The organism is Syntrophomonas sp. DTU019 (assembly GCA_913757435.1).
Lineage (GTDB): Bacteria > Bacillota > Syntrophomonadia > Syntrophomonadales > Syntrophomonadaceae > DTU019.
This window is the reverse complement of the sequence record CAJYDM010000001.1, coordinates 417,659-443,438: the sequence shown is the minus strand read 5'-3', so window position 1 is coordinate 443,438 and position 25,780 is coordinate 417,659. Positions and strand designations below refer to the sequence as shown.

Below are 25,780 nucleotides of genomic sequence, written 5' to 3'. Positions count from 1 at the left end.
TTGGAGGGAGCAATATGGCTATCAGGATATCAGGATTAGCCAGTGGTTTCGACACTGAAAGCATAATCAAAGAAGCCATGAAGGCTGAGATCGCGCGTGTGGACGTGGTGCGCCAGCAGAAGCAGATCCTGGAATGGAAGCGCGAGCAGTACCGGGAAGCCAATACCAAACTTTTGGCCTTGCGCAGTTCTCTGCTCAATTTGAAACTTCAGGGCACTTTTCAAGCCAAAACGGTCACTTCTTCAGATGCGGCGGTTCTCACCGCCACTGCCGCCAGCAGTGCGGTAGAAGGCAGTTTCAGTATAGAAGTGATTCGTTTAGCCCGGGGTGCCAGCAAGGAAAGCACCCCGATAAGCAGTGATTATGTGCACAGCGGAGGAGATGCTTCCTTTACTCTGAATGGAAAGGCTGGCTCCGCCACCATCACCGTTGAGAATGGGGATACCATAGCGACGGTAGTGGCAAAAATCAATGAACAGCAGACCGCCACCGGAATCAGGGCTACATACGATTCCGGCCTGAACAAATTCTATCTTTTCACCTCCGGCAGCGGCATTGACGCCAAAATTGAGCTGGAAGACACCGATGGTTTTCTGGGCTCTACCTTAAATGTAGACCTGACCATGGTGCAGGGCGTTGATGCAGCAATAAAATTCAACGGTGGGCAGGAACTGAATTTCTCCTCCAACCGCTTCACCTTCAATAATATCAACTTCAATCTGTTAAAAGCGGGCCAAACCGTGGATATGAACGTAAGCACCAATATTGACAATGCGGTGGAGAAGATCAAGGATTTTGTGGAAAAATACAATGCCGCAGTAGGATACATAGCCGAGAAGCTAGGTGAAAAACGCTACCGCGACTTTGCCCCCCTAGGTGATGAACAGAAAAAGGAAATGAAAGAAAAAGAGATCGAACTGTGGGAAGAGAAGGCCAAAAGCGGGCTGTTGCGCAGCGACTCGACTCTCTTTAACTTGTACAGCGTTATACGCAACCAGACCTCGGCTACCGTTGCCGATACAGGCAAATACTCCAGCCTGAGCGCAATTGGCATCACTACCGCTGGATGGCAGGATCAGGGTAAGTTATATCTCGACGAGGATAAACTTCGCACCGCCTTGAGCCTGGACCCGGAAGGGGTCATGAAGCTGTTCACCAATAGTGTTGAGGGCACCGACCAGGGTATAGCCGTCAGGCTCTATGATCAGGTCAATGCCAGCATGAAGCAGATTACCAATACCGCAGGCACTGTAAGTGCGGGGGTTGACAACAGCAGCCTGGGGCGGGAGATAGACGGGGTGAATAAGCGAATCAGCAGCCTGGAAGAGCGTCTGCTAGAGGTGGAGAACAGATATTATCGGCAATTCACAGCTATGGAACAAGCTATTCAGCGAATGAATGCCCAGAGCCAGTGGCTGGCTCAGCAGTTTAGCAACCCTTCCGGCCGGTAGACTTATTTAACAGAGTTATTCAAGGCTGCGACTTTGATCGGGATAATACTTCCCTTCTGCACCTAGCATTTTTGAACCAAGCTAATAGAAGACTGAGACAGGGTGGCTGACAGCCACCCTGAATTTTTCGGTAATGGTCCCAAAATAGACGATGGATTAGGTCATTAATCCATAAACCAGACAAATTGAATAAAAATAACTACTAAAGGCCTAGAAAAATACAAAATAGTAGTAAATATTTCCTGAAAAGATGCCGATATATTAAATGCAATCACTTAAGAAAAGGGGGCAAGTTTCAACAGAAACCAAGGATTGGAGTAAGATCATCAGGAGTAATATGGGGCAGCCCGCAAGGAAGTGGGCTAGCGAATTTCAAGGAGGAATTGTGAAATGATTATTAACCACAATATCGCATCACTTAACGCCTATCGTCAATTGTCAAACAATAATGTCTTAGGTAACAAATCACTGGAAAAGTTGTCTTCTGGCCTTCGTATCAACCGTGCTGGTGACGATGCTGCCGGGCTGGCCATCTCCGAAAAAATGCGGGGTCAGATTAGAGGCTTAGACCAAGCTTCCAGGAATGCCCAGGATGGTATTTCTTTGATTCAAACCGCTGAAGGTGCTTTAAACGAGACTCACAGTATTCTGCAGAGGATGCGGGAGTTGGCAGTTCAGTCCGCAACTGATACTAATACTGCTGATGATCGTGGTAAAATCCAGGCTGAAGTTGATGAGTTGGCCAAAGAAATCACCCGTATATCCAATACCACTGAATTCAATACTAAAAATCTACTGGCGGGTGGGTTAACTAGTACTTTCCACATTGGTGCCAATGCCGACCAAAATATGAGCCTTAGCATTAGTGCTATGGACGCCTTCAGCCTGTCGGTAAGTAGAAGTGTTCAGACTGCATCACTAACAGCCAATAATACTGCACAGTTGAGTTCGGTCAGTGGTGTTGGCGAGGGGTTGACGAATAGTAGTTACTCGGTAATTGTAACCAAGACCGATGCTGCATTTACCGGATTGACTGCCGATGTAGCAGATACACAATCAAATGCTGCTGGTTCGGAAATGACTGTTAGTGGGACTTATACAGGACGTGATGATATTGCCTCTTTGGTAGTAAAAGCTACCGCTGTAGATGGTGATAATTATGTATCAGCGATCCAGTTTTCCACGGATGGAGGAATAACCTTTAACGGGTCAGACATTGTAGTGTCTGGAAGCACTGCCTCAGTCTTAACTGGAACTGGCATAAGTGTTGCTTTTGATGGTGCTACAGCTAATGCTGCAGGTGATACCTGGACCTTTGGCGCAACATCTTCCAAAGCCACCGCTCAATTGGCTGATGGAACTGCTGGAACAACTTTAATTGGCAATGCAGTTAATATTTACAATGATCAAAACCAGGCAGTAATTGGGAATAACGCTTTGGACGCCACGGTAACCATTCACTTCTCATTTGCTTCTTTGACCGCATCTGCAACTACTGGAACGATGTTTTCGGTGGCAAGCTCAGCGTCCAATGCAGCCACCTTTAATGCTGATGGCTCCTTTGCAACCGAAGCATCAGTAGCTGGGGGTATTAATGTATCCACCCAGGCGAAAGCTAACAGTGCCATTACCACCATAAATAATGCCATAACGACTGTATCCCAGGAACGTTCCAAGTTGGGTGCTTACCAGAATAGACTGGAACACACCATCAACAATCTCGGCACTTCTTCTGAAAACCTGTCTGCGGCCGAATCCCGGGTGCGCGACGTAGACATGGCCAAAGAGATGATGCAGTTCACCAAGATGAACATTTTGTCTCAGGCCGCCACCGCAATGCTGGCTCAAGCAAATTCGCAGCCGCAGAATGTTCTGCAACTGTTGAGATAGCAGCGAATTTAAAGGGTCCCCTGGGGGGTAACCTCCAGGTGCCAACCGGGTGAATTGCTGGAAACTCCTAAAGCCCTGTACCCTACAACGCAGACTGAAAGGTCAGACGTGACAGGTCGAAAAGATACAGGGATGCAACAATGGAAAATCAGCAGCCGAGCTCCTGGGGCGAAAGCCTGGAGAAGGTTCAACGACTAGGATATACCACCTAAACAAGAGCAATGGTGCTAGGCACCGAACCCAACTTATGCGAATTATTTGTCGGTTAATGTTTTTTGCTTTTGCATGGTGATGAAATCCGTAGGGGATGAGGTGCCCCGAAGTACCCGGCAAACAGGATCTTAGATCCTGCTTGAAGATATAGTCTGGCAACTATTGAAAGATAGTTGAAGGTCCGCAAGCAAACCAGCAACCTCAAAACGTACTGCAATTGCTCAGATAGCATTTAAACTCCCCATTCCGGGCTCTGGCCGCTCACCAGAGCCCATTTTCATTTTATTCCGGGACAGTCACTAACTATAAAGGAGTCGGGGATATTCCCTGACTCCTTTTGGTGGGTAATGGGGCAATAGTTAGCTAGGAGGAAATCAGCTATTATTCAAGCAATTCTTCTTGGCGTAATCGCCTGATTTTATCAACTATGCCCCAATAACTGCGCCTTAACTGCTCAGCAATGATACGGTCGGGAATACCCTGATTCTTTAGCTGAATAATTTTATCCACAGCGCTGGCGCTGTAGTTCTGACATTCTATTTCCAAAGGGGAAAGAATAATATTCTGTCTGCCATCTCGCTCCAGCCGTGCTTTTGTCGACTGCATTCGTTTTTCAGCTTCAATTTTATAAGTCATGCATGGTATTTGCTCCACGAAGGGTGCGATAAGCTGGATAAAGCTTAGAACTTCATTACGTCGGTTAAGCTCTAACATCGTTCCTTCACCGTCAGGGTGCTTCTTCAGCTTAAAGGGGATGCCAAATCTGTTCTCTAAATGATCACGCAGCAACTGGTTTTCTTCGCGGGTGAAATTAAGGCTGTAAATATAAATACGAGGAAATAGGTAAAAGCGATTTTTCTTACGATTGATATCAATTACCAAACTGCCGTCATCCATATACAGGCAAGCTAGGCCAATAGGATGGCTCAATAATTGCAGATTTTCGGGGAGAATGATCTTTCTGCCATCTTGGTAGAAATGGTGCATTAATTCCGTATAAAGGGGATTGCTGGGGGAAGAAATGTTACCGGAACGGTCTGCTTTAAAATCGAGACCGGCTAATTGTTGTACTTTCCATAAACGATAGGGAAGCTGAGCTGGGGCCCCATGTTCCCTGTAATGTGCGTGTTTACTTCTGCCATAAAGGGCTAAACTGCCATCTCCCAAAATACTGCCGGCCAAAATATTCTGTTCCCGCTGGCTTAAGATATAAGATTTCAAATTCTTATTGTATTTTTTTAGTTTGGCTAACATGAGTTCTTCGTGTTGTTTTTTCAAAAAGGATGAACTCTTCTTAATATTATTCCGTGACGCTATAGTGGCCAGGGCAGTTTTGGAAATACCAAGCTGCCTGGCAAGTACCTCATTCTTTTCCTCAGGGTAATGGACATAAAGGTATTGGATCAATTCTTCTTTAGAGCCAAACACACTTAATTCTCCTCTCGGGAACAAACGTTCTTTATAAAATACTACCATATTTGGCAATCATTATTTACCGCGATTACATTAAGTTACCTTGGTTTTTAGGGAAAAGAATCCCTTGTGAGTATTCCGGGTCGCAGTCACACTGGGACATCAGCTGTATGGGACACAAGAAGAACGAAATCGCTGCTGTGATGGTTTCCAGAATAACTAAATGGATCTTTTCAGAAAAAGCGAAAAGGAAAGCAACTTTTTGTGGCATTGTTTAAGCGACCAAACCAAAACAACCCGGAGAAAGGATTCCTTTCCACAGCTCTACAGGCAGCGACATCATTCTTCTAGACAATCAAAAATTTTGCGCAAGGTAGATTAAGGGCTCAAGTTTCACCCAATTAAGGGGAATTTTAGCCTTCTTTGTCAGATTGATCCCTCTTAGAAGGTCCCTCTGTTGGAAATGCTGTTGGAAATGGGTTGCTATACTACCAGGTCGAGATGCTGAACTGTGCCTGCTGAGCCGTCCTCTCTCAGGAATAGACCGGTTTGGCGAATGTACCCCCGGTCCTGGTTGGTAATATCGGTGAGGCTGAATTGAGTATCCACATTGCCCAGGTAGATGGCCCCCACGCCAGCATCGCTGACGCTTATCAGGCGGTCCTGGCCGTTCTCGTCTTTGCTCCAAATTTTCAGCTGAGTAAATATCGTATCGCCCTCATCTATCCAGCCGTTGCCATCCAGGTCATATTCAGCCAGATCGGCGAAGCCGTCACCGCTACTCGTCCCGAACAATTCCTGTCCATTGTTGATGATGCCGTCCCCATTTTTATCCAGAGCCAAAAAACCACTACCTGAAGCGACAAAGGCAATATTCTCCTCAATACCGTCGCTATTTAGATCAAATAGATAACTGCGCTGGGTCAATGCAGCTGCATTGCCCTGATAATTGATGACCAGCGGGTCTACCGCTATGGCATCGCCAGCTCGGATATGGACTTCGCTCCAGGCCGTAAAGTCGCGGCTCATGGACAGTTGCAGAGAAATGCTTATCTCCTGCCCATCGACGGTTTTTACCACTCCCCGGGCTTGAAAACTGGTTTTCTCGGCTTCATGGTGGTAGAAACGAGTATCATATCGTATTCCCCATCCCACGCGTTGCGCATTATTCTGCCGGGGGGATGACCGATCGGCAGAGTTGATCTCGCTGTTCTGGCGCAGTTTTATGTCCTGAAGAATCCTGAAGCGAAACCGTTTTCCGGTCAGCTTCTCCAAAAACATCTGCAACATGGTAATTTTAAGTTCATCTTCCGGGCTCAAACGCAGCATGCATTCGTCATCTTCGACGGCATCAGCCGTAGAAGACTTTAAAGCCTGTGCAGACAGTTCCAATTGGTCTTGTATTGCCGACACAGGTTTTTGCTTTGAAGGATTCAGACCAGGCTCAGGACCTGACCAGGACTGCAGACGCTGCTCGAAGGTGCTTTGCTCCTGATAAGCACGGCGCGAGGCCATTTCCACAAAACTACCAGTAATGATCATATATTCTCACCTCCTTAGGACCATAGGCCAAAATTTTTATATATAATTAATTATCGTAGGCAAAAAGGCGGGGCTTGAATATTGGAGAATCGCTGATAAGCGATTACTTTCCCTTAATAAGGGCTTTAAGCTTTTGAACAAAAACCACGATAATTAAATCAACCTGAATAAAAGGAGGTGCAATCATGAGAGTAGAGCCCGGTATGCCCCTTGACCTTGAAATTGGCCCCAAGAGCATCAAGGCATCTGTAAGTAAGCCCTCAAAGGCGCAGCCGGAGAGCCCTGCCGCTGTCCCAGCAACTGACCTGAAAAAGGCGGTCAGCCAGTTAAACCACTTCTTTTCGAATTACAACCTTAAATTCACCATGCATCAGGCCAGCGGCCGCTATCAGGTCAAGATGGTAGATGCGATCAATCAAGAAGTGATCCGCGAATGGCCGGCAGATGCTATTCTGGAGGTATCCGCCCGCCTGAAACAGGTCCTCGAGCATGAACTGGGAATATTGCTGGACACACATGTATAGAAAATAAGGTTACAGCCCGCGGAGCTGTTCAGATATTGGCCCCAAAATATAGTTTTTGAAAGTATAGTTATATCAGTAGCTGCACAACAAATCACTAAGGAGGAAAATAATGCAGGAAAACCTCATGATGTATGAGAAGTATAAAAAGACCAGTGTGGAGACCATCTCCCCGGGGCGGCTTTTGGTGATGCTGTTCGATGGCGCCATCAACAGCGTGCAGAAGGCCATGGAGGATATTGACCAGCAACGGGTCGCTGAAGCCCATAAACACATGGTCAGGGCGCAAAATATCATCTTGGAACTACGCAACACCTTAAATATGGATTACAGCGTCTCGGCTCCCTTATGGGAACTGTACGATTACATTTATAGAGAGTTGGTAGAGGCCAATATCCATAAGGACCGGCTGGTTTTAGAGAAGATCCTGCCGTTTCTTACCGAGCTGCGCCAGACCTGGCAGGAGGCTGCGCGCCTGGCTGGACCTGGCAGTGCGGCACGAGAACAGAATCTGTTCCTCAATATTATGGGCTGACGATTATGGGTTAAAGCATGATGAGATCTCTTTTGGCACAAAAACAGGCAATCAGACAGCTCTTTTCCGAACTGCAGCAGACCGCCCGCCAGCAAGCGGAGCTGCTAAGCCAGGCCGGATCTGATAATATTGACGACACTATCACCAGACTGACTGAATTAATCGATCAGCGCCAGAGAGTCATGAAAGAGATCGACCAGGGCCAGCAACTGGCACAGAAACCATCCCGGGAAAAGTTGGAGAGTGGTGAGGTGAAGGTGATAGAATCCATCGAAATGGAAGAGGCCGCAGTTCGTAAGAGCATACTAGCTATCCAGAGTTGTGATGATGAAAGCCGTGCCCATGCCGAGAGGCTTTTGCAGTTATTGGGCACAGAAGCCGGCAAAGCCCGCAAAAACCTGCAAGCCTTGAAATCTTATGGCGCATCCGGTCAGTACAGTGCTTCTCAGTTCTTTGACGGTTATAAATAGCAGGCTGCCTTACGCCTGGGGGGAGAATAGTGAGCGATAGTCTGGTAAAGAGAATAAACGCCAATTTCAGGGTACAGGTCGGCATTTACCAGCAGATGGAACAGGAATCCCGGCTTCAGCTAGAGGCTCTTCAGGGCGGTTATGACCATTTCCAGATCGGCTCCATCCTGGATAGACGCCGCCAGTTGCTGGCAAAACTGGACTGCTTGGCGCAGGATAACCGCCACCTGCAAAAGGAGTTTTTGCAAGCTCACGGACTGAAGGAATTCAGCCTGGGTCAGCTGAAACCAGTACTGCCGGATGGGGAATGGGCGATTTTGGAGCAACTCATCACCGAACTAGGGCAGGTGCTGGGCAGCATCACCACTATGGACGGTCAGAGCCAGGGATTGATGGCTTTGCGGGAGGGGAGCGGAACCGGGAAAAAAGCTGCTCCGGTCGGAAACCAACAAGCCCGCCAGGCTTATAAGAAGGCTGTGCAACAGAAAAAGGAAACCCCTGGTTAAATATCGAAAAAAGTCCTATTAATGGCTGCAGGCCAGGAACTCAGAGCTTCCTTGCCTTTTTTTATGTCAGCATATATAATAGGCATTACGGATTGAAGAGTATACCGGGTCACACAGTATGCTTTCCTCCGGGACCAATTTAACAGTTAAAGTGAGGGATTTTATCACATGTTCGAGGACAAAAGTTTAATTTGCGAGGATTGCGGGCAGGAGTTTATCTTCACTTCCGGTGAGCAGGAATTCTACCATGAGAAGGGATTTGAGAACCAGCCCAAGCGTTGCCGAGACTGCAGAACACAGCGCAGAAACTCGCGCAGCGGCAAGACCCGCGAGATGTTTACCGCTATTTGTGCTAAATGCGGGACCGAGACCCAGGTTCCCTTTAGACCGGTTGAAGACAGACCTGTGTACTGCTTGCAGTGCTTCCAGGAACAAAAGCAGGCAGCGTTATAAGATAAACGGACAAAACCGGGCTTCGTGCCCGGTTTATTTTTTCTCTAATTTATGGATATTCGCGCCAGCTTTGTATACTACTAAAGTATAGACAATCTACTGGAGAAAATAATAGGCGCATTGTAAAATAGATGTAACAACGGGAAAGGAGTGGTTGCATGAGGTTCGAGATCAGAGGAAAAAACATCGAAGTAACGGACGCTCTCAAGGATTACACCACCAAACGGCTTTCCAAGTTGGAGAAATATTTTGATGATAGCCGTGATGCCCAGGTTGCAATGTCCGTAGAAGGAGACCGTCACAAGGTGGAGGTGACCATACCGTTAAACGGGATCATTTTGCGGGGCGAGGAAGCCAGTGAGGACATGTATAGTTCCATCGATCTAGTAGAGGAAAAACTGGAGAAACAATTAGATAAATATAAAACCAAACTTAATAAGAGCCACCGTGCTTCCGGATTGAAGAAGGCCATGCTGGGGAATTCGGCCGGAAGCGGCGCTCCGGTGGATCAGTTCAAAATCGTGCGCACCAAACGCTTCGCATTAAAGCCGATGGATGAGGAAGAGGCCATAATGCAGATGAATCTGTTGGGACATAACTTTTTCGTGTTCTTTAATTCCAAAACCGATGAAGTCAACGTGGTATACAAGCGCAAAGACTGCAACTACGGCTTAATCGAGCCTTGGTTTGACTAGTTGCCGCGTAAACGGCGGAATGCTACTATATAAACATCGAGTAACCCTTTGTGATAAAAGGAACCGAAAGGTTCCTTTTTTTTGAAGTGAGGTAACTGAGCCAATGTTAAAGAACTTTTTTAAGAAACTGTTGGATGATACTGAGAAAGAAGTGCGCAAATACAGCAAGACGGTGCAGCTTATAGGCGAACTGGAACCACAGATGGAAGCCCTACCTGAGGAAGCCTTCCCCGCCAAGACCCAGGAATTCAAACAACGCCTGCAAGACGGCCAGACCCTCAAGGATATACTGCCCGAGGCCTTCGCTCTGGTAAGGGAAGCGGCCCGGCGCACCTTGGGCATGCGCCATTTCGACGTGCAGCTAATCGGCGGCATGGTCTTGCACGATGGGCGCATAGCGGAGATGAAGACCGGCGAGGGCAAAACCCTGGTGGCTACTTTGCCGGCTTATCTCAATGCCCTGGAAGGCAAGGGCGTGCATATCGTCACTGTCAATGACTACCTGGCCAGCCGCGACGCTAACTGGATGGCTCCGATCTACAATTACTGCGGCCTCAGTGTAGGCCTGATCGTGCATGGCCTCAGTTACATGGAAAGAAAAACCGCCTATGCATGTGACATTACCTATGGCACCAACAATGAACTCGGTTTCGATTATCTGCGTGACAATATGGTTGCTGCGGCTGAAAACATGGTGCAGCGGGATCTGCACTATGCCATCATCGACGAGGTGGACTCCATTCTTATCGACGAAGCTCGCACCCCCTTGATCATCTCCGGTGAAGGTGACAAACCGACCGGGCTCTACTATCAGATCGCTAAATTCGTGCCCCGTCTCAAGGTGGAAGAGGATTACATCGTGGATGAGAAAGCGCGCCTGGTCACCCTCACTGAGGATGGGGTGCGTAAAGTGGAGAAGAGCTTTAACATCGAGATTTTGTCTGACAACATGGAACTGGCCCATCATATCAATCAAGGCCTCAAAGCCCACGCCCTGATGAAGCGTGACCGCGATTATGTGGTCAAAGATGATCAGGTGATAATCGTGGATGAATTCACCGGGCGGTTGATGTTCGGACGTCGCTACAGCGATGGCTTACACCAGGCTATTGAGGCTAAGGAAGGGGTCAAGATCGAAAAGGAATCCCAAACCTTGGCCACCATCACCTTTCAAAACTATTTCCGCATGTACCAAAAACTGGCTGGTATGACCGGCACCGCCAAGACCGAGGAAGAAGAGTTCCGCAAGATCTATGGCATGGACGTCCTGGCCATCCCCACCAATATGGAGATGATCAGGGAAGATAAGCCCGATGTGATATACCGCACCGAGGCCGGTAAGTTTAAGGCCGTCATCGAAGATATCGCCGAGCGCCATCGAGCCGGACAACCGGTTCTGGTGGGTACCATCTCCATTGAAAAATCCGAGCTTCTAAGCGGTCTGCTCAACAAACGGGGAATACGACATCAGGTCTTAAATGCCAAGCACCATGAGAAAGAAGCCCAGATCATCGCTCAGGCAGGACAGAAGGGTACCGTGACCATCGCCACCAACATGGCCGGGCGCGGCACTGACATCGTGCTAGGAGAAGGGGTCAAAGAACTGGGCGGACTTTATGTATTAGGGACGGAACGCCACGAAGCCCGCCGTATCGACAATCAGCTCAGAGGCCGTTCCGGACGCCAGGGAGACCCGGGATTGTCGCGCTTCTATGTTTCGTTAGAAGACGATCTGATGCGTCTCTTCGGTGGTTCCACCATTGAGGGTATTATGGACCGCCTGGGTATGGATGATGATATGCCGATCGAGCACAATATGGTCAGCAAAGGCCTGGAAAATGCTCAAAAAAGGGTGGAATCCCGCAACTTTAGTATCAGGAAAAACGTCTTGGAATACGATGATGTTATTAACCAGCAAAGAGAAGTCATTTACGGGGAGCGCAAAAAGGTGCTCTATGGAGAGGATCTCAAGGAAACCGTGACTGCCATGATCGATGATGTCGTCGAGGCGGTGGTGGAATCCTTTGCCGGCGAGGCTAAATGGTCGGATGAATGGGACTTAAATGGACTCTTGACCTATCTGGACCGGAATGTCATCCCCGCACCAGCCTTTACTGCGGAGAATCTTACCGGAATGACTCGGGAAGCAGTGACGGAGTTCTTGCAGGATGAGGTGCAACGCCTCTATGCAGTCCGCGAGGAGGAATTGGGCGCTGAGACCATGCGGGAGCTGGAGCGGCGCATTCTCTTACACTTTATCGACCAGAAGTGGATGGACCACATTGACGCCATGGACCAGCTGCGTAATGGCATTTCACTCCGGGCTTACGGGCAGAAAGATCCCTTGGTGGAATATAAGTTCGAGGCTTATGAGGCCTTTCAGGCCATGGTGTACAGCATCAAAGAAGATGTGGTGCGTTTTGTGCTGCGAGTTAAGGTGGTCAAAGAGCCGGAAGAGCACCGGGCCGTGGCCTACAGCGGCGGTGAGGAGACCACTCGCCAACCGGCGCGCAGCAAGAAAGTGGGACGCAATGAACCGTGCCCCTGCGGCAGCGGCAAAAAGTATAAACAGTGCTGTGGAAGAGGGAATAATTAATGGATATAGCGACACTCATCGGATTGCTTATCGGAATCGCCGGACTGATCGGGGGCTTTCTGCTGGAAGGCGGCCACGCCGGAATGCTGTGGGTGCATACTGCCTTCGTGATAGTGGTAGGCGGCACTGTGGGTGCTACTATGATTGGATACTCCATGGACGAATTGAAAAAGATGGGGTATTTTTTCAGCATGGTGTTCAGCGATAAGAAGATCGATTACTTGGGTGTCCTGGAGACTCTAGTTGATACTGCCGATAAAGCCCGGCGCGAAGGCTTATTGAGCCTGGAAAGCCAGCTTCCCGATATAGACAGTCCTTTTATGGCCCGCGGACTGCAGTTGGTCATCGACGGCACCGACCCCGAACTTACCCGGAACATGCTGGAAATGGAGATTGAGGCCTTTGAAAAAGAGGAACACCTCGGGGCGGATATATTTATGACTGCGGGGGGCTTTGCCCCTACTATGGGCATTATCGGTACCGTCATGGGGCTGGTACATGTTTTGAGCAATGTGGCCGACCCGGACGAACTGGCCGGGGCTATCGCGGTAGCCTTCCTGGCTACCCTCTATGGCGTGGGCTCGGCCAATGTGTTATGGATACCATTTGCTACCAAGTGCAAGACCAAGGCCAACAAACAGGTATTGTTGATGGAACTGATCCTGGAAGGGGTCTTATCCATTCAGGCCGGGGAGAATCCCCGGGTCATCAGAGAAAAATTGATGACTTTCCTGCCCATGGATACCCGCAAGGCCGCCGAACAGCAGAAGTCGCTGGAAATGGGGATGTAAGCAGATATGGCTAGGCGCGGTCGCAGAATGAAAAAAGGGGCTCACGGTGAGGAGGGCAGCCGTGATCGCTGGCTGATCACTTACGCCGACTTGATCACCCTTTTGATGATCTTCTTCATTCTGATGTATACCATGAGCCAGGTCGATGCCCAAAAGTACGCAGCGGTGGCCAATTCCCTGAGTGTGGTATTGACCGGCCAGGCCATGTCAGTCTTGGACACTCAGGGTCCGTCTTTGATCGAAGGTTTATCGGGGCAGGATATGCCTCAGAATCAGGACGGTTTCGAACAGGGACAATTGGAAGAGGTCAAAAAACTGGTCACAGAATTCATCGCGGCCAAGGACCAGGAAGCCCAGCAGGGCATGACCAACAGTCAGGCCATCAAGTTGAGTGAACATATCATTGTCTATGAACAGGAACGGGGCCTGGTGATCAGTTTCAAAGACGCCCTGCTCTTTCCCAGCGGATCTGATCAGCTCACTCCTTATGCTGCGGCAATAATTGCCGAAGTTGGCAAGACATTGACCAATCTGCCCAACTACATACGCGTGGAAGGTCACACTGACAATCTCCCCATAAACACCAGTCGTTTCGCTTCCAACTGGGAATTGTCGGTGTTGCGTTCCGCAACTGTGGTCCATGTACTGAGCGAATCAGCCCAAATCCCCGCGGAGCGCCTGGCCATAATCGGCTACGGAGAACACCGCCCGCTAGTGCCCAATGACAACGAATCCTATCGGGCAATGAACCGGCGTGTGGACATAGTCATACTCAAGAAGAAGTACGATTATTTCGAGCCGCCGCTCATAAAAGAAGACTCTACCTTCCAGGCTGCCAACTGAACGGTCACTTTTGGATAAACCCCAATGCGGGATGTGTCCGACTTCTTATCACGCCTAAACCTTCCCGTTGCTTGCATTGAGGCTGTAAAACATGCTAATTTAAAGTCAATCCGAAATGAAATTGGCTGCCACCGGATAAGAAACCGGTGGTTTTACAAGATATTGGCTCAAACTCTTGGAGGAGGGAACGAAATTGCTGGAGGATCCCAGGTCAACCTGTCAGGAAATCATCATGCGTTTAACAGAAATGGGGGCTTCTCTTTGACATCGCTAATCTGAGCCAGCAGATTGCCAGTTTGGAAGAACAGACCACCCGTGATGGCTTCTGGGACGATCATCAATCAGCCCATAAGGTCATGAGGCAGATCAGGCATTTGCAGGAAGAGGTGGACCGTTACCAGAACCTGCTTGTTGAGGCCAACTATTTGCAGGATGTGCTGGAAATGGCTGAAAGTGAGCAGGACCAAGAGTTGTTGCAAGAGGTTTGCGGGGAACTCCTGGAGTTGCAGCAGCGTTTTCAAGAGTATGAACTGTTGGTGTTATTCACTGGAGAGCATGATAAAAGCGATGGCATCGTCTCCCTGCATGCTGGCGCCGGGGGCACCGAAGCCCAGGACTGGGTGGAGATGCTCTTGCGCATGTATACCCGCTGGGCTGAAGCGAATGGTTATCAGGTGCAGATCCTGGATCTGCTGCCCGGGGATGAGGCTGGGGTGAAAAGCGTCACTATGCTGGTTAAAGGCGATTATGCCTACGGTAAACTGAAATGCGAGCAGGGGGTGCACCGCCTTATCAGGGTTTCGCCGTTTGATACTTCAGGGCGCCGCCACACTTCGTTCGCATCCCTCAATGTGCTGCCCGAGATAAGTGAAGAGGTAGAGATTAAAATCAATCCCGAGGAGTTGCGTATTGATACCTACCGTTCCAGTGGCGCTGGCGGGCAGCATGTCAATAAAACCGATTCGGCGGTGCGCATCACTCATATTCCCACCGGGATCGTAGTGCAGTGCCAGAATGAACGGTCCCAGCACGCCAACCGACTGGCGGCTACTAAGATATTGACGGCGCGCCTCTATGAATTGAAGCAGAAAGAGATGGAAGAGAACCTGGAAAACCTTAAAGGGGAGCACAAAGAGATCGCCTGGGGCAGCCAGATCCGCACCTATACACTGAATCCATTCAGCTTGATCAAGGATCACCGCACCGGGTTGGAAGAAGGTAATGTTCAGGCGGTCCTGGATGGCAAGATCAACGATTTCATATATGCCTGCCTTTCCAGGAAAGCACAATAATAAGTGATGAGGTGGCTAAGGTGAAGCAGATCGACCAACAGCAGGTGCAGCGCTTACAGGAAAAAGCGCGGGAAGTGCGCCGCCATATCATAGCTATGCTGGGGCAAGCTGGCTCCGGGCATACCGGCGGTTCCCTGGGCGCGGCCGATATTGTGACGGCACTATATTTCTGGGAGATGAATATTGATCCGAATCAGCCGGATTGGGCAGACCGGGACCGTTTTGTGCTCAGCAAAGGCCACGCCGCACCGCTCTTATATGCAGCCCTGGCAGAGCGCGGCTTTTTTCCGGTAGAGCAGCTGCAGACCTTGAGAAAACTGGGCAGTCCTCTGCAGGGTCATCCGGACCGCAGCAAACTGGCCGGGGTGGAGGCTTCGACCGGCTCGCTGGGACAGGGCATCTCGTGGGCGGTGGGCATGGCTCTGGCCGGGAAGATGGACCGCAAGGATTACCGGGTCTATACCCTCTTAGGTGACGGGGAACTGGAGGAGGGAATGGTATGGGAAGCGGCCATGGCTGCGGCTCATTACCGTTTGGATAACCTGGTGGCTTTTATTGATTTTAACGGCCTGCAGATCGACGGGCCGGTGAAACAGGTCTTGTCTCCATTGCCGATCCCCGGCAAATTTGCGGCCTTTGGCTGGGAGGTCCTGCAGATCGACGGCAATGATATACGCCAGATAATGGAGGCCTTGGATTGTGCCCGGGTGGTCAAAGGCAAGCCTACTGCCATTGTGGCCAGGACCATCAAGGGAAAAGGCTGCTCCTTTATAGAGAATAAGGTTGAGTGGCACGGAGTGGCTCCCAAGGGCGATGAGATAGCACGAGCCCTGGCGGAATTGGATATGTAAGTGCAATCAAATACAACGGCGGTTTTGAGCACTAGCCGCCGACCGACGAGGAGGATGCGGGCTTGGATAAACAGGCTACCCGGGATGCCTATGGTAAGGCATTAGTGGAATTGGGAAAACAACATCAAGATGTGGTGGTATTGGATGCGGACCTTTCCAAATCCACCAAAACCGCCGACTTCGCCAGGGAATTCCCCGAGCGCTTCATAAACGCCGGCATCGCCGAACAGAATATGATCGGCATGGCATCCGGACTGGCCAGTGCGGGAAAGACAGTATTCGCCAGCACTTTTGCCATATTTGCCACCGGGCGCGCCTTTGAAGCGGTGCGCAACTCCGTGGCTTACAGCAAAATGAATGTGAAGATCTGTGCCACTCATGCTGGCCTTACCGTCGGCGAGGATGGCGGCTCCCATCAGAGCGTGGAAGACATTGCCCTGATGCGCAGTGTTCCCAACATGACAGTAGTGGTTCCCGCCGATGGGGTCAGCACTGGCCGGGCCTTGTTCGCATTATATGAAAGCAAAGGGCCGGCTTATCTGCGCCTGGGACGTCCCGCAGTTCCGGTGATATATGCTGAAGGCAGCCCGTTTGAAATCGGCCGGGCCAATGTACTGCGCCAGGGGAAAGATGTGGCCATCATCGCCTGCGGCATCATGGTGGCTAAAGCACTGGAGGCAGCTGAGCAGCTGGCTGAGGAGAATATTCAGGCCGCAGTTGTGGATATGCACACCATCAAGCCACTGGATGAAACCGTCATACTGCAAATGGCCACCGAGACCGGGGCGATTCTGACAGTGGAAGAACACAGCATTATTGGCGGCCTGGGCAGCGCGGTGTGTGAGACGGTATGTGCACACCATCCCGTACCGGTGATGCGCATGGGAGTCAACGATGTGTTCGGACAATCTGGTGAACCGGATCAACTGCTGGATTACTACGGCCTAAATGTCGAAAAAATCGTGCAGAATGTCCGGGATTTGCTGAGAAAAAAATAAAATTATAAAGGGATTTCCAATATTTTTGTAGAACCACCTCTAATCAGGTGGTTTTTATTTTTCTGGGAGGAAGACAGGTGCTAGTTCAGTTCTACAACGTCTCCAAGATTTATCCCAAGGGCAAAGCACTCGATGATATCTCACTTAAAATAGATCGCGGCGAATTTGTTTTCTTGATGGGTCCCAGCGGGGCCGGCAAGTCCACCATAATCAAGATGATGTTCCGGGAAGAGGAACCCACCCGGGGCCAGATTTTTATCGCTGACCGCAGTCTGGTCCGCATGAAGCGAAATGATGTTCCCAAAGTCAGACGCAATATGGGCATCGTGTTTCAGGACTTCAAGCTGCTGGAGCGCAAGACGGTCTATGAAAATGTGGCTTTTGCTATGGAAGTGGTGGGAGCATCCCAGCGGAACATAAAGGCCCGCGTTCCCGAAGTACTCAGTATGGTAGGGCTGCGGGGAAAAGACAACTCTTTTCCCGGCGAACTGTCCGGCGGTGAACAGCAACGGGTGGGCATAGCAAGGGCATTGGCTAACCAGCCTTTGTTGCTGATCGCGGACGAACCTACTGGCAACCTGGATATCGACAATTCAATGGAGATTTTGAACCTATTGATCGATATAAATCGTAAGGGGACCACTATTATTATGGCCACCCATGACCGGGAACTGGTCAAAGCCGCCCAAAAGCGAGTGGTTCTTCTGGAAAAGGGAAAAGTTGCGGCTGATTACGCACCCGGGGAGTACGTAATATGATGAAGAATTTGGTGTACTTCTTCCGGGAAGCTTTAAAATCCATGGCTCGCAACCACCTGCTTTCCTTTGCGACTATCAGTACGGTGGCCATCTGTATTCTGATACTGGGTATGGCAATTCTTGCTACGCTCAATGCCAGTCACCTCATAACCCGTTTGGAGTCGGATCTGGAGATAATGTCCTATCTGCACAAGGATTTGAGTCCTGCTCAGACGGTTAAGGTGGAGCAGGAATTGAAGGCTATAGCGGGAGTGGATTCGGTCCGTTTCGTATCCCGAGACGAGGCCCTGCGCTACCTTCAGGAAAGCTATGGGGAAGACCGTTATGACCTGGAAAAGACGCTGGGTAACAATCCCCTGCCAGATGCCTATGAGATAAAAGCGGTAGACCCCCATGAAGTGCCGCTGATAGCCCAGCAGATAGAGCAAATTGTCGGTGTTGAGCGGGTCAGCTACGGCAAAGAGCTGGTCAATAATCTTTTCTTAGCCACTAAGTGGGTGCGAGTTTTGAGTCTGATCTTCATTGTCTTGTTGTCACTGGGGGCGATTTTCCTGATTGCCACGACTATCCGCCTGGCCATATTTTCGCGCCGCAAGGAAGTTTACTTGATGAAGCTGATCGGCTCCACCGATTGGTTTGTGCGCTGGCCATTCTTTATCGAAGGCATTTTGTTGGGAACGGCCGGTGCGCTTATAGCTATTTTGCTCTTAGCGGTTGGCTACGACACCTTGATTGGTTCCATACAATCAGTGCCGTTTATGCCGGTGGTTTCCAACCGCACTATGCTACTGGAGGTTTATTCCGGTCTGGTCCTGATTGGGGCTACATTGGGTGTGCTGGGGACTTATATCTCACTTAATCGTTTTCTTGATATTTAACTAATGGGTTTAAAAGCTAAAGAGAGGGAGGCAGGGTCGCATTATGTCCGTTCGCAAACGTACTATAGCTATCATGTTGGGGTTGATACTGGCGTTCAGCTGTATTCTGCCGGTATACGGCGATGAGGTGGACGATGCCCGCCAGAAGCTGCAAGAATTGAATCAACAGATTCAAGCCCAAGAAGCCAATGTGAATGTGGCCCGTCAGAAGCAGCGTTCTATTGTCAATGAAATCTCCTCTCTCGACCAGAGTATTCAGAGTGTCGAGGACCGTATCGCGCAGCTCAACAAGGATATCACCAATCTGGAAAAAGAGATTAGCAAGACCCAAAAGGACATAGAAAAGGAGCAAGAGGAACTCGACAAGCAGGTAGCTATTCTCGGTGAACGCCTGGTCTATATCTATGAAAAAGGGGGACAGGCTTCCTATCTGGAGGTGCTCCTGGCCTCTACCGATATCAAGGATTTTCTCACCCGTTATGACATGCTCAAATACATCATTCAGGGCGATATGGAGCTGATAGATGCTATCGACCAGAAGCGCCAGGAACTGGACCGGAAAAAGAGCGATTTGGAAGTCAAGCAGAACCGCCTGGTAGCGGCCAAGGGGGAACTGAAGAGCCACAGGGACAGTCTCAGCCAACAGCAGCAGGAGAAGAAGGCTGTACTCAGTGTGGTCAATCAGGAGAAGGCTTCATATGAGAGGGCTTTGGCAGAATTGGAGGCGGCTTCTCGAGAGGTCGAGGCTATCATCCGCAGGTCTCAGTCGGGCAGCCAGTTAGGTACTGGAGCATTTACCTGGCCAACACCGGGGTATTCCTCCATCACCTCACCTTATGGGATGAGGTACCATCCTATACTGAAGACCCGTAAGATGCATACCGGAATGGATATTGGAGCCCCTATGGGGGCCAAGATAGTAGCCGCCGATAGCGGTACGGTGATATTCTCTGGATGGATGGGTGCTTATGGACAGGCCATAATAATCGATCATGGCAAAGGCTTGTCGACTTTGTATGGCCATCAGAGCAGCCTCTTAGTGAGCACCGGACAATCGGTCAGCAAAGGCCAGACCATAGGCAAGGTCGGAAGCACTGGCTGGAGCACCGGGGCCCACCTGCATTTTGAAGTGCGTATCAACGGACAATACACCGATCCGCGCAAGTATGTATGATTAACAGGGGGCGGTGCGGCCGCTCTTCGCATAAAGCCTAGCTTAGTAAGGACAGGGAACGATTTGTGATAAAAAGCAGGTCAGCACTGTCCTTTTGTTATGGAAAAAACTATCAGCACGGTCCAACTGTGGTATTATATTTTTGTGTATTTATTTATGGCAGCTATCTCAGTGATACACGGGCAGATACACAGTTGAGGGCGGAGCTGGCAGTCAGACCCAAAAGTCGCCGAATATTAATGGCGGTTCTTCATCTGACGTCGGTCAGTTGCTATCCCGGCTGCTAACATAATTGCCTATTACACATAATAGAATGTAATGGTGGTGACGAATTGAATAGAGAGAAGAAGCATTGGCTACGGGGGATCAATATCTTTTTTAGCACCATCGGGGTGATTACGGTAATAAGTGTGATCGTCCTGGCGGTGACCAGCAGCACCGGTCTGGGCACCTTATTCAGCGTAATTGGCTTGATAAAGGCCGAGTCCTTATACCCGATAAATATGGCGCAGATGCTGGAAGGGGCCGGGGCCGGGATCGTTGAAGCCCTGGATGACCCTTATTCCCGATATCTGGACCGGCAGACCTATCAGGACCTGAAGGTGAAGCTGGAGGCCAAATTCGGCGGCATCGGAGTTTATGTGGGTCAGGACAGTCAGGGCCGCATCATGATCTATTCCCCCATTAGGGGAACGCCAGCTTACAAGGTGGGGGTAAAGCACGGTGACATCATTGTGCGCATCAATGGTGAAAGTATGGTCAAAATGACCTCCGATGATGCTGCCCAACGGATGCGGGGCGATCCCGGCACACAGTTGGAATTGGGAGTGTACCGGGAATCAGAAGGCAAGGAACTGAATTTTACCATAGTGCGCGAGATCATTAATGTGCCTTCGGTAGAGGATAAAGTCCTAGACCCGGCAGTCGGAATCGGCTACATCAGCTTGAACCAGTTTCATGCCCATTCGGCCAATGAAGTGGCCACCAGTGTGGAGAAACTCATCAGCGGTGAGCAGGTTAAGGGCATAATACTCGATTTGCGCGATAATGGGGGCGGAGATTTCAATGCTGCGGTGGATATCGCCGGGATATTTTTAGACGGCGATACGGTGGTAAGCGCCGCTGATGGCAAAGGCAATGAACAGGTTTACAAAGCTTCACCGGGCAAAGTGGATATCCCCCTGGTGGTTTTAGTCAATCACGACAGCGCCAGCGCGTCGGAAATTCTGGCTGCAGCCCTACAGGATAATCAGCGCGCCCAATTGGTAGGAGTGAAGACTTTTGGCAAAGGCCTGGTGCAGACGGTATTTCCCCTGCATGACGGCGGGGCTTTGAAACTGACCACGCAGAAGTATTTCACCCCTAGTGGAACCGATATCAACGAGGTTGGCATCACCCCGGATTACGAGGTCCAGAATGATCCCAACAACAATCAGGATTTGCAGCTGGATAAAGCCGTAGAAGTATTAAAGCAGAGAATGCAAAAATAATATCTCTCCTCAAAACTCTGGCCGTTCACCCGGGATATTTGATTCGAAGGAGTGAACTGCTTGGAGTCTTTGACAAGCCTTTGGATGGAAATGGGGCGAGTATGGTGGCAAGCTATATCTTCGCCTCTTTTTATTGCGCTCTATATCGTGATTTTTTTGTTAATTAGCTGGTCATACGGGCGCAGATCACCCCGAGACAAATGGAGGGAAATGCTATGGCCAGCGGTTCTGTCAGTGCTCAGCGGGCTGTGTGGGGGCATACTGGGCAGTACCTTATTGGTGGTGGTGGGTATCGATGTACATAACATCAGCATTCTGGCCCTGTGGTTGATTGCCCTGTTCTTGGCCATGATTCACCCCCGTTTAATATGCTTCTCCTATGCCGGAGGCCTGTTATCCCTGTATTATCTAGGAACCGCCCACTCCGCAGCTTGTGTACCTCAGATCATTGGCTTAATCGCCATTTTGCATCTTATTGAAAGCGGTCTTATCTTGATTGATGGCAGCACTCAGCCGGGCCGAGTTAGTATCGCAGTCGGTGGGCAGAACGTCTCCGGGTTTCATTTGCAGCGGTTCTGGCCGCTGCTTTTGGTAATTACCTGCACCTCTACAGCCGGAGTGGGCAGCACCATGCCGGACTGGTGGCCGCTCTTAAAATGCCATCCGGCAGATAGCTGTGGGGGTTTTTATGTAATGCTGCCGGTTCTGGCCATACTCGGCTACGGCGAGACCGCCACCCGGGTCACGCCCCGCCTGACTGTACTCCGTTCAGCCCGTAACCTGGGTTTTTACAGCCTTATTCTGTTGGCTCTGGCCTTATTGGCTGCGGCCTTCCCCTGGTTAAACTGGCTGGCAGCCATATTTGCCCCATTAGGACATGAAGCGGTGATCTGGTTGGGGCAGCGCAGCCAGACCTGCACCGAATAGGTCAGGCATGGGTCAGGCATGGGGACGGTTCTTTTGCCTTGCCCTTGGCAGGCAAAAGAACCGTCCCCATGCCTGTGTGCCGTCCCCATGCCTGTGTGCCGTCCCCATGCCTGTGCCTGCCCATGCCTGTTAACCAAAGGTATACGTTTTGAATATAGTATAGAAAATTAGCACGGAGAGAGGTCTGGATGTGTTCTGCAAAGGCAAGATTAAATATGTGCTCTCCAGCACATTTACTGAAGAAGGATTCGTGAGTTGCCTTCCTGATTTGTTGGCAAATATTGAGCGGGTTTATATACTCAAAGGAGCGCCGGGGACGGGGAAAGCCACCTTTATCCGGCTATTGGGCGAATCCATGTTGGCCTTGGGCTATGAGCTAGAATACTGGATATCAGCTGCTGACGCGGTCAATCCTGAAGGGATTTATTTCCCACAACTGGATGTGGCGGTAGTCAACGGCAGCAGCCCAGTGTCTCTGGAACCCCGCTATCCGCATGTCAGCGGCGATATAATCAACCTGGGCGAGTGCCTGGATACCGCCTTGCTCAAAGAACAGGCGCAGCTGATCATCAGCCACATCGACCGCTGGCACGCCTTGAACCGGGAGGCGAAAGCAGAATTGCAAGGCGCTGTCCGTGCCAAACACATAATGAAACGGGGCAACTCGGTCCATTTAAACATGCAGCAGTTATACAACCTGGCGGACCTGGTATATGAGGAAGCCACCGGTGGGCTGCCACCGGAAAGACATCTATTTGCTAGTGCCATGACGGCTCAAGGCCATATTAATTATGTACAAGAAATCAGTTCCGATTGCAGACAGAGGCTGATACTGGTTGGCCCCATGGGCAGCGGCAAATCCACTATACTTGCCGAAATAGCCAGAAAAGCCAGACAAGGGGGACATAGCGTGGAATACTATCATTCCGGCATGTCGGTGGATAGTCTGTTGATGATCATTCTCCCCGCCTTTCGCACCGCAGTGATTGACGGAGGGGACCTGCAGCTGCCATCTCGGCCTGGGGATAAAACCATCAACACCACAGCGATCTTGGATGATTTTGATATAATTGGGGCAGCCCGGCAGCACAGTGACGCCATTCGCGACTATGAAGACCATTTGACCCGGGCTCAGGAGAAGCTGGAGGAGGCCTGCCGACAGTTGAAGGCTCTGAAACAGATGTATGCCGCCAGGATGGACTTCGAGGCCCTGAATCAGCGCAGACAGGCCTTGTTGGAAGAAATCCTCGATAATTAGCAGGCATGGGCGCAGGCATGGGGACGGTTCTTTTGCCTGGCCAAGGGCCAGGCAAAGAACGTCCCTATGCCTGGCCCACACACAGTCTGCCGTCCCCATGCCTGCTCGCCCATGCCTGCGATCCTTCACGCAGTACTTGTAGTGGACTTGAACATGGTATATTATTAGGGCGAACATGTGTTTAGGCTAACCATCCAACGGACAGGCTAAAAAACGACCAAGAGGATTTATAATGGAATTCAAGCTGTATTCAAGCTATCATGAGACCGGTGATCAGCCCCAGGCTATCAAAGCTCTGAGCCAGGGGATCAAGGCCGGGCATCCGGAACAGACCCTTTTAGGGGTGACCGGTTCAGGTAAAACCTTCACTATGGCCCGTATTATCGAGGAGGTGCAGCGGCCCACCCTGGTCATGGCTCCCAATAAGACACTGGCCGGGCAGCTTTACGCCGAATTCAAACAATTCTTTCCGGAAAACGCGGTGGAGTATTTCATAAGCTATTATGATTATTATCAGCCCGAGGCTTATGTACCTCACACTGACACCTATATCGAAAAGGACTCTTCCATAAATGATGAGATTGACAAACTTCGCCACTCGGCAACAGCTGCGGTTCTGGAACGGCGTGATGTTATCATCGTGGCCAGCGTGTCCTGTATCTATGGCCTGGGCGCACCTGATGACTATTATCGCATGGCGATTTCCTTACGCCCCGGAATGGAAGTGCCGCGTGACACCATTTTGCAGCGTCTGGTAGAAAACCATTATGAACGCAATGACTATGCCTTCAATCGCGGCAATTTCCGGGTCAGGGGGGATGTTGTAGAAATATTCCCGGCCTCCGCCGGTGAAAGAGCCCTCAGGGTGGAATTGTTCGGCGATGAGGTGGACCGCATCATGGAGTTTAACCCCATCACTGGTGAGGTGTTCGGCCGCAGGATGCATACCATGATCTTTCCGGCTTCCCATTATGTAACCAGCCGAGAGCGCATGCTGGAGACAGCTGAAGACATAAAAGCGGAATTGGAACAACAAGTAGCCCGCTTCAGAGAGGAGGGCAAGCTGCTGGAGGCGCAGCGCATTGAACAGCGCACTCGTTATGACCTGGAGATGATCAAGGAGATCGGCTATTGCAAGGGGATAGAGAATTACTCACGATACATCACCGGCCGGGCCGAAGGCGAACCTCCTTATACCTTGATAGATTTCTTCCCCCGGGATTTCATATTGTTTATCGATGAGTCACATATATCGGTGCCGCAGATACGGGGTATGTATGAGGGCGACCGTTCTCGTAAACAGAACCTGGTGGAATACGGGTTCCGCCTGCCTTCAGCGCTGGATAACCGCCCCTTGCGGTTCAGCGAGTTTCAGGAAAAGATCAATCAGATAATTTATGTCAGCGCCACTCCGGGTGATTATGAAATGGAGCGCAGCCAACAGGTGGCGGAACAGATCATCCGCCCCACTGGTCTGGTAGACCCGGAGATCGAGATTCGGCCTACTCAGTATCAGATCGATGACTTGATGGAACGCATCAGGCATAAGGTGGGCAAAGGCTATCGGGTTCTGGTCACCACCCTTACCAAGCGTATGGCCGAAGACCTGTGCGACTACCTGGGAGACAACGGCATTCAGGTGCGCTATATGCATTCGGACATTCAGGCCCTGGAGCGTCTGGAGATACTGCGCGACCTGCGCGCTGGGGAATTCGATGTACTGGTCGGTATAAATCTGTTGCGCGAAGGGTTGGATTTGCCCGAGGTAGCCCTGGTAGCCATACTGGATGCGGATAAAGAAGGATTTCTGCGCTCGGGGCGCTCGCTGATACAGACCATTGGCAGAGCGGCCCGTAATGTGGAGGGACAGGTAGTGATGTATGCCGACCGCATTACGCCTTCCATGCAGACCGCTATCGACGAGACCAACCGCCGCCGCGAAATACAGGTGGCTTATAACACCGCTCACGGCATAACCCCGGAAACCATTCAGAAGGAGCTCTATGCCGCCATCGAGGCCACCATTGCTGAAGCCCCGGCCTCATACGACGCCGCCCTGTTCTCCGATTTGAAAAAGGAGGAGCGCCTCAGATTGGCTGGGGAGATGCAGGCGGAGATGATCAAAGCGGCTGAAGCGCTGGAATTCGAGCGGGCTGCGGAACTGCGCGACCTGATAAAAAAATTGCTGGAGCCCCCGCGCAAGAGCAAAAAACGCTCCCGCAGACGTTGATTCGC

The 25,780-nt window shown here is 50.5% G+C and carries 23 protein-coding genes; 21 read left to right on the top strand and 2 right to left on the bottom strand.

From position 1 onward, the window contains the following. Positions 1-14: 14 nt before the first annotated feature. On the top strand, positions 15-1,451 hold the full coding sequence (fliD, locus tag AC15IQ_RS02190; RefSeq protein ID WP_483177013.1) for a flagellar filament capping protein FliD: 1,437 nt from the start codon (positions 15-17) through the stop codon (positions 1,449-1,451). Between the two features lie 390 nt (positions 1,452-1,841). Further along, positions 1,842-3,341 (top strand): flagellin N-terminal helical domain-containing protein, encoded by a 1,500-nt coding sequence (locus AC15IQ_RS02185; RefSeq protein WP_483177012.1) that lies wholly within the window; start codon positions 1,842-1,844, stop codon positions 3,339-3,341. A gap of 594 nt (positions 3,342-3,935) precedes the next feature. Here the strand turns inward: AC15IQ_RS02185 and AC15IQ_RS02180 are convergent. Both AC15IQ_RS02180 and AC15IQ_RS02175 read right to left on the bottom strand, forming a co-directional pair. Next, on the bottom strand, positions 3,936-5,030 hold the full coding sequence (locus AC15IQ_RS02180; RefSeq protein ID WP_483177735.1) for a hypothetical protein: 1,095 nt from the start codon (positions 5,028-5,030) through the stop codon (positions 3,936-3,938). Positions 5,031-5,450: 420 nt separating this feature from the next. Continuing rightward, entirely contained in the window at positions 5,451-6,509 is a 1,059-nt protein-coding gene (locus AC15IQ_RS02175) for a hypothetical protein (RefSeq protein WP_483177010.1), read from the bottom strand. Between the two features lie 185 nt (positions 6,510-6,694). On the opposite strand from AC15IQ_RS02175, the gene AC15IQ_RS02170 reads away from it, so the two are divergent. The 19 genes from AC15IQ_RS02170 to uvrB all read left to right on the top strand — a co-directional run bounded on the left by AC15IQ_RS02170 (position 6,695) and on the right by uvrB (position 25,775). Next, positions 6,695-7,033: a flagellar protein FlaG gene (locus tag AC15IQ_RS02170; protein WP_483177008.1), complete on the top strand. Its 339-nt coding sequence runs from the start codon at positions 6,695-6,697 to the stop codon at positions 7,031-7,033. Between the two features lie 109 nt (positions 7,034-7,142). Next, positions 7,143-7,565, top strand: coding sequence for a flagellar export chaperone FliS (gene fliS / locus AC15IQ_RS02165; RefSeq protein WP_483177007.1), 423 nt, complete (start codon positions 7,143-7,145; stop codon positions 7,563-7,565). 17 nt (positions 7,566-7,582) lie between these two features. Further along, positions 7,583-8,035, top strand: a complete 453-nt coding sequence (locus AC15IQ_RS02160; protein WP_483177006.1) for a hypothetical protein — start codon at positions 7,583-7,585, stop codon at positions 8,033-8,035. 29 nt (positions 8,036-8,064) lie between these two features. Next, positions 8,065-8,541: a hypothetical protein gene (locus AC15IQ_RS02155; protein ID WP_483177005.1), complete on the top strand. Its 477-nt coding sequence runs from the start codon at positions 8,065-8,067 to the stop codon at positions 8,539-8,541. A 168-nt stretch (positions 8,542-8,709) separates the two neighbouring features. Then, on the top strand, positions 8,710-8,994 hold the full coding sequence (locus tag AC15IQ_RS02150; RefSeq protein WP_483177004.1) for a zinc-ribbon domain containing protein: 285 nt from the start codon (positions 8,710-8,712) through the stop codon (positions 8,992-8,994). 158 nt (positions 8,995-9,152) lie between these two features. Next, a complete protein-coding gene (gene hpf, locus AC15IQ_RS02145) occupies positions 9,153-9,689 on the top strand; it encodes a ribosome hibernation-promoting factor, HPF/YfiA family (protein WP_483177003.1) in 537 nt (178 codons plus the stop codon). A 103-nt stretch (positions 9,690-9,792) separates the two neighbouring features. Continuing rightward, a complete protein-coding gene (secA, locus tag AC15IQ_RS02140; RefSeq protein WP_483177002.1) occupies positions 9,793-12,285 on the top strand; it encodes a preprotein translocase subunit SecA in 2,493 nt (830 codons plus the stop codon). Then, positions 12,285-13,076, top strand: coding sequence for a flagellar motor protein (locus AC15IQ_RS02135; protein ID WP_483177000.1), 792 nt, complete (start codon positions 12,285-12,287; stop codon positions 13,074-13,076). Before secA ends, AC15IQ_RS02135 begins: the two co-directional genes overlap by 1 nt. 6 nt (positions 13,077-13,082) lie before the next feature. Further along, positions 13,083-13,919, top strand: a complete 837-nt coding sequence (locus AC15IQ_RS02130; protein WP_483176999.1) for an OmpA/MotB family protein — start codon at positions 13,083-13,085, stop codon at positions 13,917-13,919. A gap of 232 nt (positions 13,920-14,151) precedes the next feature. After that, positions 14,152-15,211, top strand: a protein-coding gene (gene prfB, locus AC15IQ_RS02125; protein WP_483177733.1) for a peptide chain release factor 2 whose coding sequence is annotated in 2 segments (ribosomal slippage) — positions 14,152-14,181 and positions 14,183-15,211 — 1,059 coding nt in all. Because the reading frame shifts where the segments join, the coding sequence is not laid out codon by codon here. 20 nt (positions 15,212-15,231) lie between these two features. Continuing rightward, on the top strand, positions 15,232-16,062 hold the full coding sequence (locus AC15IQ_RS02120; protein ID WP_483176998.1) for a transketolase: 831 nt from the start codon (positions 15,232-15,234) through the stop codon (positions 16,060-16,062). A 62-nt stretch (positions 16,063-16,124) separates the two neighbouring features. Next, positions 16,125-17,060: a transketolase family protein gene (locus AC15IQ_RS02115; RefSeq protein ID WP_483176997.1), complete on the top strand. Its 936-nt coding sequence runs from the start codon at positions 16,125-16,127 to the stop codon at positions 17,058-17,060. 77 nt (positions 17,061-17,137) lie between these two features. Further along, entirely contained in the window at positions 17,138-17,818 is a 681-nt protein-coding gene (gene ftsE, locus AC15IQ_RS02110) for a cell division ATP-binding protein FtsE (protein WP_483176996.1), read from the top strand. Next, positions 17,815-18,696 carry a permease-like cell division protein FtsX gene (ftsX, locus tag AC15IQ_RS02105; RefSeq protein WP_483176995.1) on the top strand — a complete coding sequence of 294 codons (882 nt, stop codon included), beginning with the start codon at positions 17,815-17,817 and terminating at the stop codon, positions 18,694-18,696. Before ftsE ends, ftsX begins: the two co-directional genes overlap by 4 nt. Positions 18,697-18,739: 43 nt before the next feature. After that, positions 18,740-19,870, top strand: coding sequence for a murein hydrolase activator EnvC family protein (locus AC15IQ_RS02100; RefSeq protein ID WP_483176994.1), 1,131 nt, complete (start codon positions 18,740-18,742; stop codon positions 19,868-19,870). A gap of 332 nt (positions 19,871-20,202) precedes the next feature. Continuing rightward, the gene (locus tag AC15IQ_RS02095; RefSeq protein ID WP_483176993.1) at positions 20,203-21,360 is read left to right on the top strand and encodes a S41 family peptidase; all 1,158 of its coding nucleotides are present in this window, start codon (positions 20,203-20,205) and stop codon (positions 21,358-21,360) included. A gap of 210 nt (positions 21,361-21,570) precedes the next feature. Next, entirely contained in the window at positions 21,571-22,287 is a 717-nt protein-coding gene (locus AC15IQ_RS02090) for a hypothetical protein (RefSeq protein WP_483176992.1), read from the top strand. 190 nt (positions 22,288-22,477) lie between these two features. Further along, positions 22,478-23,545, top strand: a complete 1,068-nt coding sequence (locus tag AC15IQ_RS02085) for a hypothetical protein (RefSeq protein WP_483176991.1) — start codon at positions 22,478-22,480, stop codon at positions 23,543-23,545. Positions 23,546-23,777: 232 nt separating this feature from the next. After that, positions 23,778-25,775: an excinuclease ABC subunit UvrB gene (gene uvrB / locus AC15IQ_RS02080; RefSeq protein WP_483176990.1), complete on the top strand. Its 1,998-nt coding sequence runs from the start codon at positions 23,778-23,780 to the stop codon at positions 25,773-25,775. Positions 25,776-25,780 lie beyond the last annotated feature (5 nt).